Source organism: Salipiger mucosus DSM 16094, assembly GCF_000442255.1.
Taxonomy (GTDB): Bacteria; Pseudomonadota; Alphaproteobacteria; order Rhodobacterales; family Rhodobacteraceae; genus Salipiger; species Salipiger mucosus.
Genome location: NZ_KE557273.1, coordinates 1,139,178 through 1,154,374, shown reverse-complemented (window position 1 = coordinate 1,154,374; position 15,197 = coordinate 1,139,178). Strand labels below are relative to the sequence as shown.

Sequence of the window (15,197 nt, the reverse complement as noted above, 5' to 3'; positions counted from 1 at the left end):
GCCTCAGCCCACCGAGCCTTCGAGCGAGATCGCGACCAGCTGCTGGGCTTCCATGGCGAACTCCATGGGCAGCGCCTGCAGCACCTCGCGGCAGAAGCCGTTGACCACGAGCGCGACGGCCTCTTCCTCGTCCATGCCGCGCTGGCGGCAGTAGAAGAGCTGGTCGTCGTCCACCTTCGAGGTGGTCGCCTCGTGCTCGCAGCGCGACGAATTGTTCTTGACCTCGATGTAGGGGACGGTGTGCGCCCCGCACTTGTCGCCGATCAGAAGGCTGTCGCACTGGGTGTAGTTGCGCGAGTTCTTGGCCTTGGGGTGCATCGACACGAGGCCGCGGTAGGTGTTCTGCGCCACGCCCGCCGAGATGCCCTTGGACACGATCCGCGACTTGGTATCGCGGCCGAGGTGGATCATCTTGGTGCCGGTGTCGGCCTGCTGGTGCCCGTTGGTGATGGCGATCGAGTAGAACTCGCCCTGGCTCTCGTTGCCGCGCAGGATGCAGGACGGGTACTTCCAGGTCACGGCCGAGCCGGTTTCGACCTGGGTCCACATCACCTTCGAGCGGTCGCCGCGGCAGTCCGCGCGCTTGGTCACGAAGTTGTAGATGCCGCCATTGCCTTCCTCGTCGCCGGGGAACCAGTTCTGAACCGTGGAGTATTTCACCTCGGCGTCTTCCTCGGCGATGATCTCGACCACGGCGGCGTGCAGCTGCGAGGTGTCGCGCTGCGGCGCGGTGCAGCCCTCGAGGTAGCTCACGTAAGCGCCCTTGTCGGCGATGATCAGCGTCCGCTCGAACTGGCCGGTGTTCTCGGCGTTGATGCGGAAGTAGGTCGAGAGCTCCATCGGGCAGCGCACGCCCGGCGGCACGTAGACGAAGGAGCCGTCCGAGAAGACCGCCGAGTTCAGCGTCGCGTAGAAGTTGTCGCTGACCGGAACGACCGAGCCGAGATACTTCTTCACCAGCTCCGGGTGGTTCTTGATCGCCTCGGAGATCGAGCAGAAGATCACGCCCGCCTTCTCCAGCTCCTTCTGGAAGGTCGTGCCGACCGATACGGAGTCGAAGACCGCGTCCACGGCGACCTTGCGCTCGCTCTCGCGTGCATCGGCGGGCGCGTCCTCGGCGCCCTCGACGCCGGCGAGGATCATCTGCTCCTTGAGCGGGATGCCCAGCTTTTCATAGGTTTCCAACAGCTTGGGATCGACCTCGTCCAGCGACTTGGGCTTGGTCTCCATGCTCTTGGGGCGGGCGTAGTAGTACTGGTTCTGGAAGTCGATCTTGGGATAGTCGACCATGGCCCAGTTGGGCTCTTCCTTCTGGAGCCAGCGCTCGTAGGCGGCCAGCCGCCATTCGGTCATCCATTCCGGCTCGTCGTTCTTGGTCGAGATCAGCCGCACGATGTCCTCGGAGAGGCCCATCGGCGCGTAGTCCATCTCGATGTCGGTTTCCCAGCCGTACTTGTAGGTCGAAACGGCTTCGACCGCGTCCACGGTCTCCTTCTCGACCCCTTCCTTGACGTTGTCCAAGGCTGCCATGTCGTCTCTCCTGTCCGCGCGCGTGGTCCGCGCGCCTGGTGCGTCTGCCCGCGTCATGCGCAGGCCCGGTTGTCCTCACGCTGCGCGCGCGCGATGTTTCTCATGGTGGCGCAGCCAGCTTTCGGCAAAGCGCATCACCTCGTCTTCCGTCGTCTCGGGCCCAAGGCTGACGCGGATCGCGCCTTGTGCGGCCGCCTCGTCGTAGCCCATCGCCTGCAGCACGCGCGAGGCGCGCACCTTGCCGCTGGAACAGGCCGAGCCCGCGGAAATCGCGAAACCGGCCAGGTCCATCTGCATCACCTGCGTCTCGCCCTTCCAGCCGGGCACCGCAAAGCACGACGTGTTCGGAAGCCGCGCGGCGCCTTTTCCGACAAAAATAGTCTCTTTCGCGTCGGCCGCAACGGCATTCTCTAGAATGTTTCTAAGTTTTTCGACCTCGCTCCAGACCCCGTCGGCCAAGTCCCGGGCCGCAGCCTCGGCCGCCGCGGCGAAGCCGGCGATGCCGATCAGGTTCTCGGTGCCCGCCCGGCGGCCCATCTCCTGCCCGCCCCCGCGCAGCTGCGCAGCAAGATCGGTGCCGCGCCGCATCACGAGGGCGCCCACACCCTTGGGCCCGCCCAGCTTGTGGGCCGAGACGACAGCCATATCGGCGCCGCTCCAGTTGAAGGCAAAGGGGATCTTGCCGAAGGCCTGCGTCGCGTCCGTCAGCGCCAGGCCCTGCGGCAGGTTCTGGATCACGCCGGTTTCCGAGTTGGCCGCCTGCAGCACGGTTTGCGCCGGGTCCTGGACCGTGACGCGCCCCTCGGGATCGACGGGCAGGACGGGATCGATCCAGGCGTCGAGCGCATCGTGCTCGATGCCCGCGCCCTGCAGCCCGCGCCCGGCGCAGGCCAGTGCGGCCGCCTCGGTCGCGCCAGAGACGAAGACAACGTCGGCCCCGTCCGCGCCCATGGCGCTGGCGACCTGCCCCCGCGCCCGCTCGAGCAATGCCTTGGCAGCGCGGCCCTCGGCGTGGACCGAGGACGGGTTCCCGACCACGTCCATGGCCGCGACCATCGCCTCGCGCGCCTCGGGACGCAGCGGCGCCGTGGCGTTCCAGTCGAGATAGGCGCGCTTCATGCCGCCCCTCCGATCATCGCGGGGTGCGGCTCAGCCTGCGGGTTGCACGTCATGCTCGTCCACCACGGCAAAGAGCGTCGGCACCGCCCGGCAGGGAGCGAGGCCGTTCTCGACCACGTCCGACAGGCGCGTCTGGTGCAGAAAGACGTAAACATGCGCCGAAAGGCTCTGCCACAGCCGGTTCGTGAGCGATTGCGCGCGGCTGCCCGAGGCGCCGCCCGAGGCGCCTGCCCCCTTGTGCATGGCATCCACCGTCTCGTCCACGGCGGCGAGGATGTCGACGACCGAGATCTCGGTCGAGGGCCGCGACAGGCGATAGCCGCCGCCGGGTCCGCGCACCGACACGACGAGACCATGCCGCCGCAGCTTCACGAAGAGCTGCTCGAGATAGGGCAGCGAGATGTCCTGACGCTTGGAGATGTCGCCCAGCGTCACAAGGGACCCCTCGGGCTGAAGCGCGATATCGCAAAGCGCCACCATTGCGTAACGCCCCTTGGTACTCAGTTTCATCGCACGCCTCCCTGCGCGGCCCGAAGACAGTTGCTGACAATTGACCTTGTCCGGTCGATTGCCTATCTGCAACACAGCCCGACCCGGCCACGGCGCCGGGTTTAGAATGGTTCTAAGATGGCCGACGGATTCTGTCAACATCCGCACGGCCCGATACAGGAGCAGATCGCACCCTATGCCCGAGGTCATTTTTCCCGGACCCGAAGGCCGCCTCGAAGGCCGCTACCACCCCCAGAAGGAAAACGACGCCCCCATCGCGATCATCCTGCATCCGCACCCGCAGTTCGGCGGCACGATGAACAACAAGGTTGTCTATAACCTGCACTACGCCTTCTACAACATGGGCTTCACCGTGCTGCGGTTCAATTTCCGCGGCGTCGGGCGCAGCCAGGGCGAATACGACCAGGGCATCGGCGAGCTTTCCGACGCGGCGTCGGCGCTGGATTACCTGCAGTCGCTGAACAACAACTCCAAGCATTGCTGGGTCGCGGGCTTCAGCTTCGGCGCCTGGATCGGGATGCAGCTGCTGATGCGGCGGCCCGAGATCACGGGTTTCGTGTCTGTCTCGCCGCCGGCGAACATGTACGACTTCTCGTTCCTCGCGCCCTGCCCCTCGTCCGGTCTCATCGTCAACGGCGGCGCCGACCGGGTGGCCCCGCCCGCCGACACCACGGCGCTGGTGGGCAAGCTCAAGGAGCAGCGCGGGATCACGATCACCCACGAGGAGATCGAGGGTTCGGGGCACTTCTTCGAAGAGCCGCACATGGAGACGATGATCGACACGGTGAGCGGCTACGTGAAGCGCCGCCTGACCGAATCCACCCGCTGACGAGGAGCGCGCCCATGTCGCTAGCCCAGGATCTGGCCGACCAGTTGGCCGAAGATACGTTCAAGGCGATGGAAGCTACCGGCGACGACCGCTTCTTCATGGAGGTCGCCAAGGTCATCGGCGCCTCTTCGACCACGCTGGAAGAGGCCTACCTGACCTCGGTGCGCGTGCGCCTCGCCGAGCGGCGCGCGCGGCAGTTCATCCAGGACCGGCTCGACGGGCGCGGCGAAGCGCCGGGCAGCTACTGAGCCCGTGCCGCCGGACGACCGCGCCGCCACGCCCCGCCTTGACGCGCAGATGGTCTTTCTCATGGAGGCTGACCGGCTGAAGTCGGTCTCCCGCGCAACGCGCATCCACGACGGCTCGCGTTTCGAGAACTCGGCCGAGCACAGCTGGCACATCGCGCTTTTCGCGCTGGTGCTCGGCGAGCACGCCGAGGACGAGATCGACACCGACCGCGTGATCCGCATGCTGCTGCTGCACGACCTGGTCGAGATCGACGCGGGCGACGCGCCGGTCTTCGGCGCGGTCGACGCGGCGGCGGTGGAAGCGGCCGAGCAGGCCGCCGCCGAACGGCTCTTCGGGATGCTGCCGGCCGATCAGGGCGCCGCCCTGCGCGCGATCTGGGAGGAATTCGAGGCCAACGAAACGCCCGAGGCGCGCTTTGCCAAGTCGCTCGACCGGTTCCAGCCGCCGAACCTGAACCTCGCGGCCGGGGGCGGCTCCTGGACCGACTACGGCGTCACGCAGGATGTCTTCGAGGCGAAGATGGCGCCGAAGATCGCACGCGGCGCGCCGAAGCTGTGGCACTGGCTGCGGCCGCGGGTCGCCGCCTTCTTCTCGGCGGCGCGCTGACCCGAACCTTTCTGACGAACAATCCTGGCGCCGGTGTACCGCCTCAGGCGCCCTTCTGAGATGCTCTCAGGCCCCAAAGCCCAGCAAGAGCAGAGAGCAAAAACACCCCGCCCGGGGAAATTGGCACCGTGGCCGCCACCGTATTCACCCGAAAATTGGGGTGTGCAGCGTTGCCGAGGCTGAACCCGTCCTCATTACCGCTGAATCCATCAAGAATGGTGAAGGGGCCGACGTCAAGCGGCAGCAGGGAGTCGAGAAAATAGCCGTTTTCCGTCGGGCCGGCGACCCAGTCGTTCACCCCCAGGTCAGACGGCTGGAACAGGATCGAATATGTCTGACCAGTCGAGAATGAATACTCGAGACCAATGTCATGATACTGCGATCCAGTTCCGCCAAGAACCGCAGTTTTCTCGGCCAGCACGGTTCCAACCGAGTCACCAGCGTAAATCTGGAAATCGTAAGACTGATACCGCAGGTCGGCCAGGATTCCCACACTGTCGATCGTGATGTTCTCGTTCGCAGACAAGACAAGGCCGCGGCCCCTCCCCGGACCTTGAGAGCCCATCAAACTGCCGCCTTCGCCTTCGTTCAACAACACGACGGAAGCGGAGGCCGTACCGGCAAGGCCTATGGTTGCCGTAATGCACGCAATCATCAACTTCATGGAATATCCTTTACATACTCTTAACGCAGGCAAAGGATATCCCTGAATTTCATTCAGACAAATTGCTTTCTCAAGCAGGACCAGCCATCAGTAGTGGATGGCGCGCCCGTAGGCGTCGAGCACGGACTCGTGCATCATTTCCGACAGCGTCGGGTGCGGGAAGACCGTGTTCATCAGGTCCTCCTCGGTGGTCTCGAGCTGGCGGCCCACGACGTAGCCCTGGATCAGCTCGGTCACCTCCGCGCCCACCATGTGCGCGCCCAGAAGCTCGCCGGTCTTCTCGTCGAAAATCGTCTTGACCATGCCCTCGGACTCACCAAGCGCGATGGCCTTGCCGTTGCCGATGAAGGGGAAGCGGCCGACCTTGATCTTGAAGCCCTTCTCCTTGGCCTGCGCCTCGGTCAGGCCGACGCTCGCCACCTGCGGATGGCAGTAGGTGCAGCCGGCGATGCTGTCGGGATCGACGGCGTGAGGATGGCCGCCCGCGATCATCTCGGCCACGGCCACGCCCTCGTGGCTGGCCTTGTGTGCGAGCCAGGGCGCGCCCGCCACGTCGCCGATGGCATAGACGCCCTCGACGCCCGTGCGGCAGTGCTTGTCGACCACCACGTGGCTCTTTTCGACCTTCACGCCCAGCTCCTCGAGGCCCAGCCCCTCGGTATTGCCGACGATGCCCACGGCCGAGATCACCGTGTCGAACTCTTCCTTGGTGGTCTTGCCGCCCTGTTCGATATGCGCGGTGACCTTGCCCTTGCCACGGTCGAGCTGCTTGACCATGGCTTTCTCGCGGATGGTCATGCCCTGCTTCTCGAACTGCTTCTTGGCGAACTTCGAGATCTCTTCGTCCTCGACCGGCAGGATCCGGTCCATGACCTCGACCACCGTCGTTTCGGCGCCGAGCGTGTGGTAGAAGCTGGCGAACTCGATGCCGATCGCGCCCGAGCCGATGACGAGCAGCTTCTTGGGCATGCGCTTGGGCGTCAGGGCGGCCTTGTAGGTCCAGACCAGCTCGCCGTCGGCCTCGAGCCCCGGCAGCTCACGCGCCCGGGCACCGGTCGCCACCACGATGTTCTTCGCGGTCAGCTCCTCGGTGCCCTTGTCGGTCTTGACCGTGACCTTGCCCTTGGACGGGATCGAGGCCTCGCCCATGAAAGAGGTCACCTTGTTCTTCTTCAGAAGGTGCGTGACGCCCGAGGCCAGCTGCTTGGCCACGCCGCGCGAGCGCTTGACCACCGCGTCGAGGTCGTAGCCGATGTTCTCGGCCTTGAGGCCGTAGTCCTTGGCCCGCTCCATGTAGTGGAAGATCTCCGAGGTGCGCAGCATCGCCTTCGTCGGGATGCACCCCCAGTTCAGGCAGATGCCGCCCATGTGCTCGCGCTCGACGCAGGCCACCTTCAGCCCGAGCTGCGCGCCGCGGATTGCGGCGACATATCCGCCCGGCCCGGCGCCGATCACGATCATGTCGAAGTTTTGCGAAGCCATGGGTCCTCTCCCCTCGATCCAGAATTGGTTTGGCATTAAACCATTTCGGAAATCCGTTCAACTTTGAACATCCGAAGCGGCAACACGCCACTGCCTCCGGGGCAGCACACCACAGGAAAACGGCCCGTGCGAGTCTTTTCGCACGGGCCGCCCAAGGTCTTTTCCGGGGATGGGCCGGGTGTCAGGCCGCTTCCATCTGCAGCTTGCGCAGCGTCGCGCCGTAGCCGCCGCCATCGACGAAGGCCTGCTCGGCCAGGGTCGACGCGCGTTCCAGCGCCACGTTCCGCGTCGGGAACCGGCCGAAATCGCGGATCACCTCGCGATGGGCGCGAGCGTGCAGAAGGTTGGATGCGCCGGTCTGAGGCATGCGTTCCTTCATCAGGCGGATGCAGCGGTCCTGGTCGGTCAGGTTCTCGGAGTGCATCAGCGGCAGGTAGAAGAACTGCCGCGCCGGTTCGTCGATCTTGAGGTCCCAGCCTCTCCATATCGCCTGCTTGGAGGCCGCCAGCGCGATCTCGTCCGAGGAAAAGGCCGCACCTTCGCCGCGGAACATGTTGCGCGGGAACTGGTCGAGCAGGATGATGTAGGCCAGCGATCCGCTGGGATAAGTGAGCCACAGGCCGAAACGGCCCTCCATGGCCTCTTCCCAGGTCTCGAGAAAGCGTCCGCGGATGCGGTCATCGAGTTCCGCGTCCGTGGCATACCATTTGTCCGGCCCGCATTCGTCGAGCCAGAACGATAGAATCTCTTCGGGTGCCTGCGTCATGGTCCCCTGCTCCTTCGCAGCGCGTGGTCGTCTCAAAACCGTTACATGTGCCCGGAAGGCTTTGAAGTAACAATTCGTGTCAGTTTCCGACACTGCCGAGACGAATCCGGCGTCGCAACCCGTCAGGCGGCGGAAGAGGTTTCTTCGGCCTGTTCCTGCGCCTCGGCTTCGGCCTCTGCCGCCTCGATTGCCCATTCTTGCGCCGCTTCCATCGCCACGGGCGAGGCCGTGGGCGACATCGCGGTGTAGACGCCGAGCGTATCGACGGCAGGCGCCGGACGCTGTGTCATCCGCCAGATCGCGTAGGCCGCAAGCGTCAGCATGAGCGCGCCGATGAAGATGAAGAAGCCTCTCGGGCCGACCTGCGCCATCAGCCAGCCGGTGACCAGCGGCCCGCTGATCGCTCCCACCCCGTTGACGAAGAGCAGGCCCGCCGAAGCCGCCGCCATGTCCTCGTGCGCGAGGAAGTCGTTGGTGTAGGCCATGATCAGCGAATAGAGCGGGCTGCTTGCGCCGCCGATCATGAAGGCGGCGACCAGCAGCACCGGAAAGCTGTCGGCCAGCGTCACTGCGGCTGCGGCCGAGCCGCCGCCGATCAGGGCCACCGCGGCCACCAGCTGGCGCCGGTCGAACCGGTCGGAGAGCATGCCCAGCGGGTACTGCGTGATCAGTGCGCCGACGTAGAAGGTCGCGACGAAGATAGAGGTCTGCTGCAGGCTGAGCCCGGCCTCGGTCGCGAAGACCGCGGCCATGCCGAACTGCGCGGCGAAGGCGCCTCCAACAAGGAACATGCCGACGATGCCAAGCGGCGAGACGCGGTAGAGCTCGCGCAGGTTCATGGGCTTGGTGCTTTCGAAAGCCGGCGTGGGCGAGATCGACAGCAGGATCGGCGCGAAGGCGATCGAGACCAGCACCGAGGGAATCACGAAGAGCAGGAAGCCCGAGGCGTCGGGCACCAGCAGGATACCCTGCGCCACGATGATGCCCAGCATCTGCACGATCATGTAGAGCGACAGCGCCTGTCCGCGAGACTGGTTGGTCGAGGCGTTGTTCAGCCAGCTTTCCGCGGTCACGTAGACGCCGCAGTAGCAGAAGCCGATGATCGCCCGCTCGATGGTCCAGGTGATCGGGTCGGGATAGGCGGGGTAGAGAATCAGGACTGCCGAAATGAACGAGCCCAGCGCCGCGAAGACCCGCACATGCCCGACGCGCCGGATCATGCCCGGCGTGACGCGCGAGGCGACCAGGAAGCCGGCGAAATAGGCCGACATGACGATGGACATGTAAAAGGCCGAGAATCCCTCTTCGCCGCCGCGCACGCCGAGCAGCGAGCCCTGCAGGCCGTTGCCCATCATGAGCAGGCCCATGCCCAGCAGCAGTGCCCAGGATTGTCTCAACACGTCCAGCATCGTCTGTCTCCGGTGACTCGCCGGTCCATCTGCCACCCGACGGACCCGGGATATTGCCTGTTCACGACACAGCCCTGACGTTCGTGAACCATTCTTTCAAGCGCGGTTCCCGCGCGTCATCGCACGAAGCAGATTTACGTGAGGTTTCCGAGCGCTGCGCCAGTCAGGGGATCAGCAGCGAGGCATCTCCGTAGGAGAAGAAACGGTAGCGTTCCGCAACGGCATGCGCGTAGATCCGCAGCATCCGCTCGCGTCCCATGAGCGCCGAGACCAACATCAGCAGCGTCGACTTGGGCAGGTGGAAATTGGTCATCAGCGCATCGGCCACCCTGAACTCGAAGCCGGGGTAGATGAAGATCTCGGTCGTGCCACGCCAGGGCGCGATGGCGCCGCTCTCGCGCGCGGCGGTCTCGATCAGGCGCAGCGCGGTGGTGCCAACGGGAATGACCCGCCCGCCCCGGGCCTTCGTGTCGGCGATCTCGGCGGCGGCGCTCTCGCTCACCTCGCCCCACTCGCCGTGCATCTTGTGAGTGGTCACGTCCTCGACCTTGACCGGCAGGAAGGTGCCGGCGCCGACGTGCAGCGTGACATGGGTGAAGTCGACACCGTGGTCGCGCAGCGCGGCCAGCAGCGGCTCGTCGAAATGCAGCGAGGCGGTGGGCGCGGCCACGGCGCCCGCGTTGCGCGCCCAGACGGTCTGGTAGTCGTCGCGATCCTGCGCGTCGGCGGCGCGGCGCGCGGCGATGTAGGGCGGCAGCGGCATGGCGCCGGCCTCGGCCAGCGCGGCGTCGAAATCCTCTCCCGTGAGGTTGAAGCGCAGCAGCCCCTGCCCCTCCTCGCGCGCCTCCAGAGTTGCGGATAGCGCCGGTGAAAAGGTCACCGTCTCGCCCTCGCGCAGCTTCTTGAGCGGCTTGACCAGCGCGGACCAGAGACCGTCGGCGCGAGGCTCGAGCAGCGTGACCTCGATCTTCGCCTCGCTCTCGCCCTGCGCCCCCGCGCGACGGCGCGTGCCCGAGAGCCGCGCGGGGATCACGCGCGTGTCGTTCAGCACCAGCCGGTCGCCCGGCCGCAGCCAGTCGGCCAGGTCACGCACGACCGCATCGGTCACGGCGTCGCCCTCGGCCACCAGCAGCCGCGCCGAGGAGCGGGGCCGCGCGGGCCGCGTGGCGATCAGGTCCTCGGGCAGGTCGAAATCGAAATCGGAGAGCTTCATGGCCCCGCTCCTTAGCGCCCCGCGCGGGCGGGCGGAAGAGGCCGCGGCGTGCTCAGTTCTGCTGCGGCACCTCGGGCGGCGGCCTGCGGAAGATGTCGCGGAACATCCCCGGCGTGAAGGCCGAGAGCGGGTTGACCGAGACCTGCGGATCACTGGCGGGACCGCGCAGCGAGAAGTTGAAGCCGATCAGACCCTCGCCCTTGCGCGAGAAGAGCCGCCCGATGCCGTTCAGGATGTAGATGGGCGAGATCACGCCCTGCATGTCCATGACCTTGCGCCCCAGGTCGTAGTAACCGTCGAGCGAGATGCCCATCGAAGGCCCGACCGCCGAGGACCGCGTCATGACGACCTCGGTCGGCGTCAGCCGGAAGCGCGCCTCGATCTCGGAAAAGTAGATGCCCGGGCCGTTCAGCTGGTCGATCAGGCCCACCACGCTGATCGCGTCCAGCAGTGCGGCGATGCCGGGGGCGCCCCGCAGGCGCGTGCCCTCGATCTGCAGCGCGCCGTCGTATTCCCCGGGCCGGCCCGCCACCGGCGACAGCGTCAGGTCGAAGGTGCCGTCGTCCAGCGACTCGAACAGGCCCGCGCCCTCGAGCACGTCCGCGGCGTCGCGGCTGCGGATGCGGAAGGCGCTGCGCCCGTTGCGGGGGACGATCTGGCCGCTGACCGGGGCCTCGCCCCCGACCCTGCCGGTGAAGTCGCCGGTCATGCCCGCGCGTCCCGCGAACGCACCCCGGAACTCGGTCAGGTAGATGCCGTCGGTGATCTGCAGCCGGTCCACCGCGATGTCGAGCGGCGCGCCGCCGCCCGCGCTGCCGCCGCCTCCGCCGCTGCCGAAGGGCGCGCTGCGCAGATCGATCCGCCCGCCCTCCAGCGTCACCGCCGGCGCGGCGCCCTGCCCGCGGCCTCGCAGCACCGCCGCGCTGTCAAGCCAGCTGCCCACCCGCAGAACCGGCAGGCGCAGGGCCTCGAAGCGCCCGTCGGCGCGCAGGTCGAGCGATCCGCGCGCCTCCAGCCCGGCGCCATTCAGCTCCAGCGTGTCGATGCGCACCGGGCTGCCCAGCGTTCCCGAGACCTCGAGCGCCCCGGTCTGCCCCTGCCCCAGCCGCCAGCCGATCTGCGGCACCGACAGGCCCAGCCCGGCGAGATCCGACTCCAGCGTGAAGACCGGCGGCACCCCGCGTTCGAGCTCGATCTCGACCCGGCCCCGACCGCGCCCCGAGAGCGTGCCCGGCGCCAGCCCGAGCCCCAGTGCCTGCGCCACGGGCTCCGACAGCGTGACGTCGCCGGTCACACGGCTCCCCGACCCGGGCGTGAGCGGTTGGCGCCATTCGCCCTCGAATGGGACGCCCGAGAGGTCGGCGGCACCCGAGATCACCAGCCGTTCGTCGTCCACGTCGACGTCGAGCCGGTCCGCCGTCAGCACCCGCCCGGGCACGACCTGGTCGCTTTCCACGTCGTAAAGGCGCCCGTCGAAGTCGATCGCGACGCGCTCGCGCGGGACGTTGCGGATCAGGGGCAGCGTGATCCGGCCCTCGACCTCGGCCCGCCCGCTGCCCAGCTGCACCGGCTTGCCGGCTTTGGTCATGAACTCGAGCTTCGGACTGTCGATCAGCGACAGGATCGCGACCATGGGCGCCTGCGCAACGACCGAGACCTCGCCCCTCGGCGGTTTCTGACGGGTGTTCGGGATCACGTAGCGCGAGCCCGCGACCTCGATCGCCCCGCCCTCGGGCGGCACGATGCGACCGCCGTCGACATGCACCGCCAGCCGGTCGCGGTGAATCGTGAGCTGCGCCGAGGCCTCCTCGAGGTTCGGCAGCGTGCGGGCATAGCGCAGCTCCACGCCCTCCAGCCGCGTGTCGAGGTAGACGTCCGGCCGCTCTCCGGGTTCTGCGCGCAGGGCAAAGATCGCGTCATGCGCCCGCCCGGTCTCGACGTTCTCCACGACCCAGCGGCGGGCCTTGTCCGCGAGGGTCGGCGGCCAATAGTGCAGGACCGTGTCCAGCTCGGCCCGCTCCAACGTCCCGTCGAGCGCGAGGCGCCAGCCGGTCCGCGCGGCATCGAAGCGTCCCGATAGGCGCAGCGGCAGGTCGGGCTGCAGGCTGCGCAGGCGGCCCAGCTCGAAGCGGAACGGGTCCAGCTCGAGCCGCCAATCCATCTCGGCTCCGGCAAGCTCGAGCGGCTCGGGATAGAGCCCTCCGGTCTGGGCGTTGAACCGGGTCACGCGGAACTGGCCGGTCATGGCCCGCGGCCAGCCCGCTTCGAGACCCTCGAGATGCGCCCGCCCCTGCGCCGACAGCCCGCCAAGCGCGCTGTCGACCGAGATCTCGTCAAACCGCAGCGCGGCCTCGGCCGGGTCGTAGGAGAAATAGGTGCGCGCCTGCTCGAAGGGGATCGCCCGGGTCTGGGTGTTGGGCTGAAGCACGCCCTCTCCGATCTGCAGCGTGGCATCGAGCGCGCCCAGCCCGCCGCCCGCCGTCATCTCGCCGCGCAGCGCGCCCGAGATCGGCGCCCGCAGCGCGTCGAGCCAGGCCAGCGCCGGGCTCTGGCTGGCGATGTCGGTCGCGTCGAGCCCGCCAAGCGTCAGCCCGAAGCGCACCGCCCGCTCGCCGATCCGGCTCTCGGCGTTGAGCGCCAGCGTCGCCGCCACGTCGCCGCCGCCCAGCAGCGCCACGTCGCCTGCCAGCCGCAGCGCGCCGTCCTCGCGCGTGAGCCGCAGCCGGCCGCCGTCGGCGGTCCAGCCGCGACGGGCGCGGGCATCCTCGTAACGGATGGTCAGGGCCTCGGCGGCGATCTCGTCCAGCGCCGCGAGCCGCGGATCGCTCAGCGCCTCGTCGACCTGCGCCACGAGACTCGGCAGGTCGGGCATCTTCGTCTCGCCGGAAAAGGCATCCCCGAGCGCGAGCCCCAGACGGCCCGTCGCATCACGCGTCAGCGTGACAAATGCGCCCGAGAGCTGCACCGCGCGCAGCTCGTACTCGCCGCGAAGCAGCTCGGTCACGTCGAAACCCGCCTCGAGGTCGGCAAGGGTGGCAACCTCCTGCCCGGCCTTGGTGCGGATCTCGACATCCGACAGCGCCACCCGCGCGAGCCAGTCCCGCTGCACCGCGAGCCTGATGTCCCCGAAGCGCAGATCGAGCCCGGGGGTGGCCGTCTCGATCCGTGTCTCGATCCGATCGCGCAGCCAGTCGGGTATCGAAAGCGTGCGCCCCTGCAGGTGCCACAGCGTTGCCGCCCCGGCGCCCGCCAGCACCAGCGGCAGCGCCAGCAGCGCCACCAGCCACCACCGCACGCGGCGCGGTCGCGCCGCCGCCTCGGGGGTCCTGTCGCGCGTCGTCACGTGTCGGTCCTGCCTCGCGGTTCCCTTTGCCTGCCCGTCGTTCTACATCTTTCCGCAGCATTGGCGAAACAGGCTTTGGAGAGCATAATGACCGAGACCGCCCCCGACTTCACCCTGCCCGCCACCACCGGCGAGGACGTCACCCTCTCGGCGCTGCGCCCGGCGCCCGTCGTGCTGTTCTTCTACCCGCGCGACGACACCTCGGGCTGCACCAAGGAGAACGAGGAGTTCAGCGCGCTCCTGCCCGAGTTCGAGGCGGCCGGCATCAAGGTCTTCGGCCTGTCGAAGGACAGCATGGCCAGCCACGAGAAGTTCATGAAGAAGAAGGACCTGACCGTGCCGCTCCTGTCCGACGAGGGCTCGGAGGTCTGCGAGGCCTTCGGCGTCTGGAAGGAGAAGAAGATGTACGGCAAGACCTTCATGGGGATCGAACGCTCGACCTTCCTGGTGGATGCCGAGGGCCGCATCGCGAAAGAATGGCGCAAGGTGAAGGTCCCCGGCCACGCCGCCGAGGTTCTCGAGGCCGCCAAGGCGCTCTGAGCGCGCCAAAGCTTTTCGAAAAGATCTGCAAATTCCTTGCCAAGGAATTTGTGCCCGACCGAAAGGACGTGCCGGATGAAGACGCTGGCCGAGATGGCCGTCGACGTGCTCACCACCGCCGACGGCCGCGAGAAAACCGCGAAAAGCCACGCCCATGCGGCCGCATGGCGCGCGGCCCGTGCGGGCGAGGGCCCCGGGATCGCTGTCGGCAGCGCCGCGCCACCGTTGCGCCCGGCGCGCCCCGAACGCCCGGAACTGCTCGACCCGCGCGACGTGCCGCGGCGCAAGCCCGGCTCGCCGCAGGGTCGCATCGCGCTGCTGCATGCCGTGGCGCATATCGAGCTCAACGCCGTCGACCTGCACTGGGACATCATCGCCCGCTTCACGGAGGTGCCCTTTCCGCCGGGCTTCTTCGACGACTGGGTCCGGGCCGCCGACGAAGAGAGCAAGCACTTCAACCTGATGTGCGACTGCCTGGAAAGCCTCGGCAGCCACTACGGCGCCCTGCCCGCGCATGCGGGCATGTGGCGCGCGGCCGAGGACACGGCCGAGGACATCATGGGCCGGCTCGCCGTCGTGCCCATGGTGCTCGAGGCGCGCGGGCTCGACGTGACGCCGGGCATGATCGAGATCTTCCGCAAGGCCGGCAACGACGAGGCCGTCGCCGCGCTCGAGACGATCTACGCCGAGGAAGTCGGCCACGTCGCCTACGGCTCGAAGTGGTTCCACTTCCTCTGCGGACGGCACAACCGCGACCCGCGCGATGTCTTCCACGACCTCGTCCGCACCTACTTCCACGGCGCGCTGAAGCCGCCGTTCAACGAGGAAAAGCGCGCCGAGGCGGGCCTGCCACCCGACTTCTACTGGCCGCTTGCCCAGGAAAAGGGCTGAGCCGTGCGAGGGAAGCCATTGGCGTCGGCGGATTTTTGCCGCTTGT

Annotated in this window: 14 protein-coding genes; 5 read left to right on the top strand and 9 right to left on the bottom strand. The window is 67.6% G+C overall.

Features of this window, described 5'->3' with window-relative positions:
* Positions 1-3: 3 nt before the first annotated feature.
* From sufB to iscR, 3 genes are all read right to left on the bottom strand, one after another.
* Positions 4-1,530, bottom strand: coding sequence for a Fe-S cluster assembly protein SufB (sufB, locus tag SALMUC_RS05735; protein WP_020042619.1), 1,527 nt, complete (start codon positions 1,528-1,530; stop codon positions 4-6).
* A 75-nt stretch (positions 1,531-1,605) separates the two neighbouring features.
* Entirely contained in the window at positions 1,606-2,649 is a 1,044-nt protein-coding gene (locus SALMUC_RS05730) for a cysteine desulfurase family protein (protein ID WP_020042620.1), read from the bottom strand.
* 30 nt (positions 2,650-2,679) lie between these two features.
* Entirely contained in the window at positions 2,680-3,159 is a 480-nt protein-coding gene (gene iscR, locus SALMUC_RS05725; RefSeq protein ID WP_020042621.1) for a Fe-S cluster assembly transcriptional regulator IscR, read from the bottom strand.
* Positions 3,160-3,334: 175 nt separating this feature from the next.
* On the opposite strand from iscR, the gene SALMUC_RS05720 reads away from it, so the two are divergent.
* Genes SALMUC_RS05720 through SALMUC_RS05710 form a run of 3 tightly spaced genes read left to right on the top strand, consistent with a single transcriptional unit; the run spans position 3,335 to position 4,843 of the window.
* Positions 3,335-3,988 carry an alpha/beta hydrolase gene (locus tag SALMUC_RS05720; RefSeq protein WP_020042622.1) on the top strand — a complete coding sequence of 218 codons (654 nt, stop codon included), beginning with the start codon at positions 3,335-3,337 and terminating at the stop codon, positions 3,986-3,988.
* Positions 3,989-4,002: 14 nt separating this feature from the next.
* Positions 4,003-4,236, top strand: coding sequence for a hypothetical protein (locus tag SALMUC_RS05715; RefSeq protein WP_020042623.1), 234 nt, complete (start codon positions 4,003-4,005; stop codon positions 4,234-4,236).
* 49 nt (positions 4,237-4,285) lie between these two features.
* Positions 4,286-4,843 (top strand): HD domain-containing protein, encoded by a 558-nt coding sequence (locus tag SALMUC_RS05710; RefSeq protein ID WP_037371232.1) that lies wholly within the window; start codon positions 4,286-4,288, stop codon positions 4,841-4,843.
* Positions 4,844-4,886: 43 nt separating this feature from the next.
* On the opposite strand, the gene SALMUC_RS05705 is transcribed toward SALMUC_RS05710, so the two are convergent.
* The 6 genes from SALMUC_RS05705 to SALMUC_RS05680 form a co-directional block, all read right to left on the bottom strand.
* Positions 4,887-5,507: a hypothetical protein gene (locus SALMUC_RS05705; protein ID WP_020042625.1), complete on the bottom strand. Its 621-nt coding sequence runs from the start codon at positions 5,505-5,507 to the stop codon at positions 4,887-4,889.
* Between the two features lie 87 nt (positions 5,508-5,594).
* Positions 5,595-6,989, bottom strand: a complete 1,395-nt coding sequence (lpdA, locus tag SALMUC_RS05700; RefSeq protein WP_020042626.1) for a dihydrolipoyl dehydrogenase — start codon at positions 6,987-6,989, stop codon at positions 5,595-5,597.
* Between the two features lie 181 nt (positions 6,990-7,170).
* Positions 7,171-7,755, bottom strand: a complete 585-nt coding sequence (locus tag SALMUC_RS05695; protein ID WP_020042627.1) for a DUF924 family protein — start codon at positions 7,753-7,755, stop codon at positions 7,171-7,173.
* 122 nt (positions 7,756-7,877) lie between these two features.
* Entirely contained in the window at positions 7,878-9,164 is a 1,287-nt protein-coding gene (locus SALMUC_RS05690; RefSeq protein WP_020042628.1) for an MFS transporter, read from the bottom strand.
* Positions 9,165-9,327: 163 nt separating this feature from the next.
* On the bottom strand, positions 9,328-10,377 hold the full coding sequence (gene queA / locus SALMUC_RS05685; protein WP_020042629.1) for a tRNA preQ1(34) S-adenosylmethionine ribosyltransferase-isomerase QueA: 1,050 nt from the start codon (positions 10,375-10,377) through the stop codon (positions 9,328-9,330).
* Positions 10,378-10,429: 52 nt separating this feature from the next.
* Positions 10,430-13,720, bottom strand: coding sequence for a YhdP family protein (locus SALMUC_RS05680; protein WP_021119879.1), 3,291 nt, complete (start codon positions 13,718-13,720; stop codon positions 10,430-10,432).
* Between the two features lie 87 nt (positions 13,721-13,807).
* Here SALMUC_RS05680 and SALMUC_RS05675 point away from each other — a divergent pair, with 87 nt between their 5' ends.
* Together SALMUC_RS05675 and SALMUC_RS05670 are read left to right on the top strand one after the other, a co-directional pair.
* Positions 13,808-14,260, top strand: coding sequence for a peroxiredoxin (locus SALMUC_RS05675; RefSeq protein ID WP_020041087.1), 453 nt, complete (start codon positions 13,808-13,810; stop codon positions 14,258-14,260).
* Positions 14,261-14,335: 75 nt separating this feature from the next.
* Complete coding sequence (locus tag SALMUC_RS05670) at positions 14,336-15,151, top strand: ferritin-like domain-containing protein (RefSeq protein WP_020041088.1); 816 nt, start codon at positions 14,336-14,338, stop codon at positions 15,149-15,151.
* Positions 15,152-15,197: the final 46 nt, after the last annotated feature.

What these genes read in the sequence shown, in the direction of transcription:
- SALMUC_RS05670 (WP_020041088.1), top strand. Translation starts at nt 14,336, where the DNA reads ATGAAGACGCTGGCCGAGATGGCCGTCGACGTGCTCACCACCGCCGAC.
- sufB (WP_020042619.1), bottom strand. Translation starts at nt 1,530, where the DNA reads ATGGCAGCCTTGGACAACGTCAAGGAAGGGGTCGAGAAGGAGACCGTG.
- iscR (WP_020042621.1), bottom strand. Translation starts at nt 3,159, where the DNA reads ATGAAACTGAGTACCAAGGGGCGTTACGCAATGGTGGCGCTTTGCGAT.
- lpdA (WP_020042626.1), bottom strand. Translation starts at nt 6,989, where the DNA reads ATGGCTTCGCAAAACTTCGACATGATCGTGATCGGCGCCGGGCCGGGC.
- SALMUC_RS05715 (WP_020042623.1), top strand. Translation starts at nt 4,003, where the DNA reads ATGTCGCTAGCCCAGGATCTGGCCGACCAGTTGGCCGAAGATACGTTC.
- SALMUC_RS05695 (WP_020042627.1), bottom strand. Translation starts at nt 7,755, where the DNA reads ATGACGCAGGCACCCGAAGAGATTCTATCGTTCTGGCTCGACGAATGC.
- SALMUC_RS05730 (WP_020042620.1), bottom strand. Translation starts at nt 2,649, where the DNA reads ATGAAGCGCGCCTATCTCGACTGGAACGCCACGGCGCCGCTGCGTCCC.
- SALMUC_RS05705 (WP_020042625.1), bottom strand. Translation starts at nt 5,507, where the DNA reads ATGAAGTTGATGATTGCGTGCATTACGGCAACCATAGGCCTTGCCGGT.
- SALMUC_RS05690 (WP_020042628.1), bottom strand. Translation starts at nt 9,164, where the DNA reads ATGCTGGACGTGTTGAGACAATCCTGGGCACTGCTGCTGGGCATGGGC.
- queA (WP_020042629.1), bottom strand. Translation starts at nt 10,377, where the DNA reads ATGAAGCTCTCCGATTTCGATTTCGACCTGCCCGAGGACCTGATCGCC.
- SALMUC_RS05720 (WP_020042622.1), top strand. Translation starts at nt 3,335, where the DNA reads ATGCCCGAGGTCATTTTTCCCGGACCCGAAGGCCGCCTCGAAGGCCGC.
- SALMUC_RS05675 (WP_020041087.1), top strand. Translation starts at nt 13,808, where the DNA reads ATGACCGAGACCGCCCCCGACTTCACCCTGCCCGCCACCACCGGCGAG.
- SALMUC_RS05710 (WP_037371232.1), top strand. Translation starts at nt 4,286, where the DNA reads ATGGTCTTTCTCATGGAGGCTGACCGGCTGAAGTCGGTCTCCCGCGCA.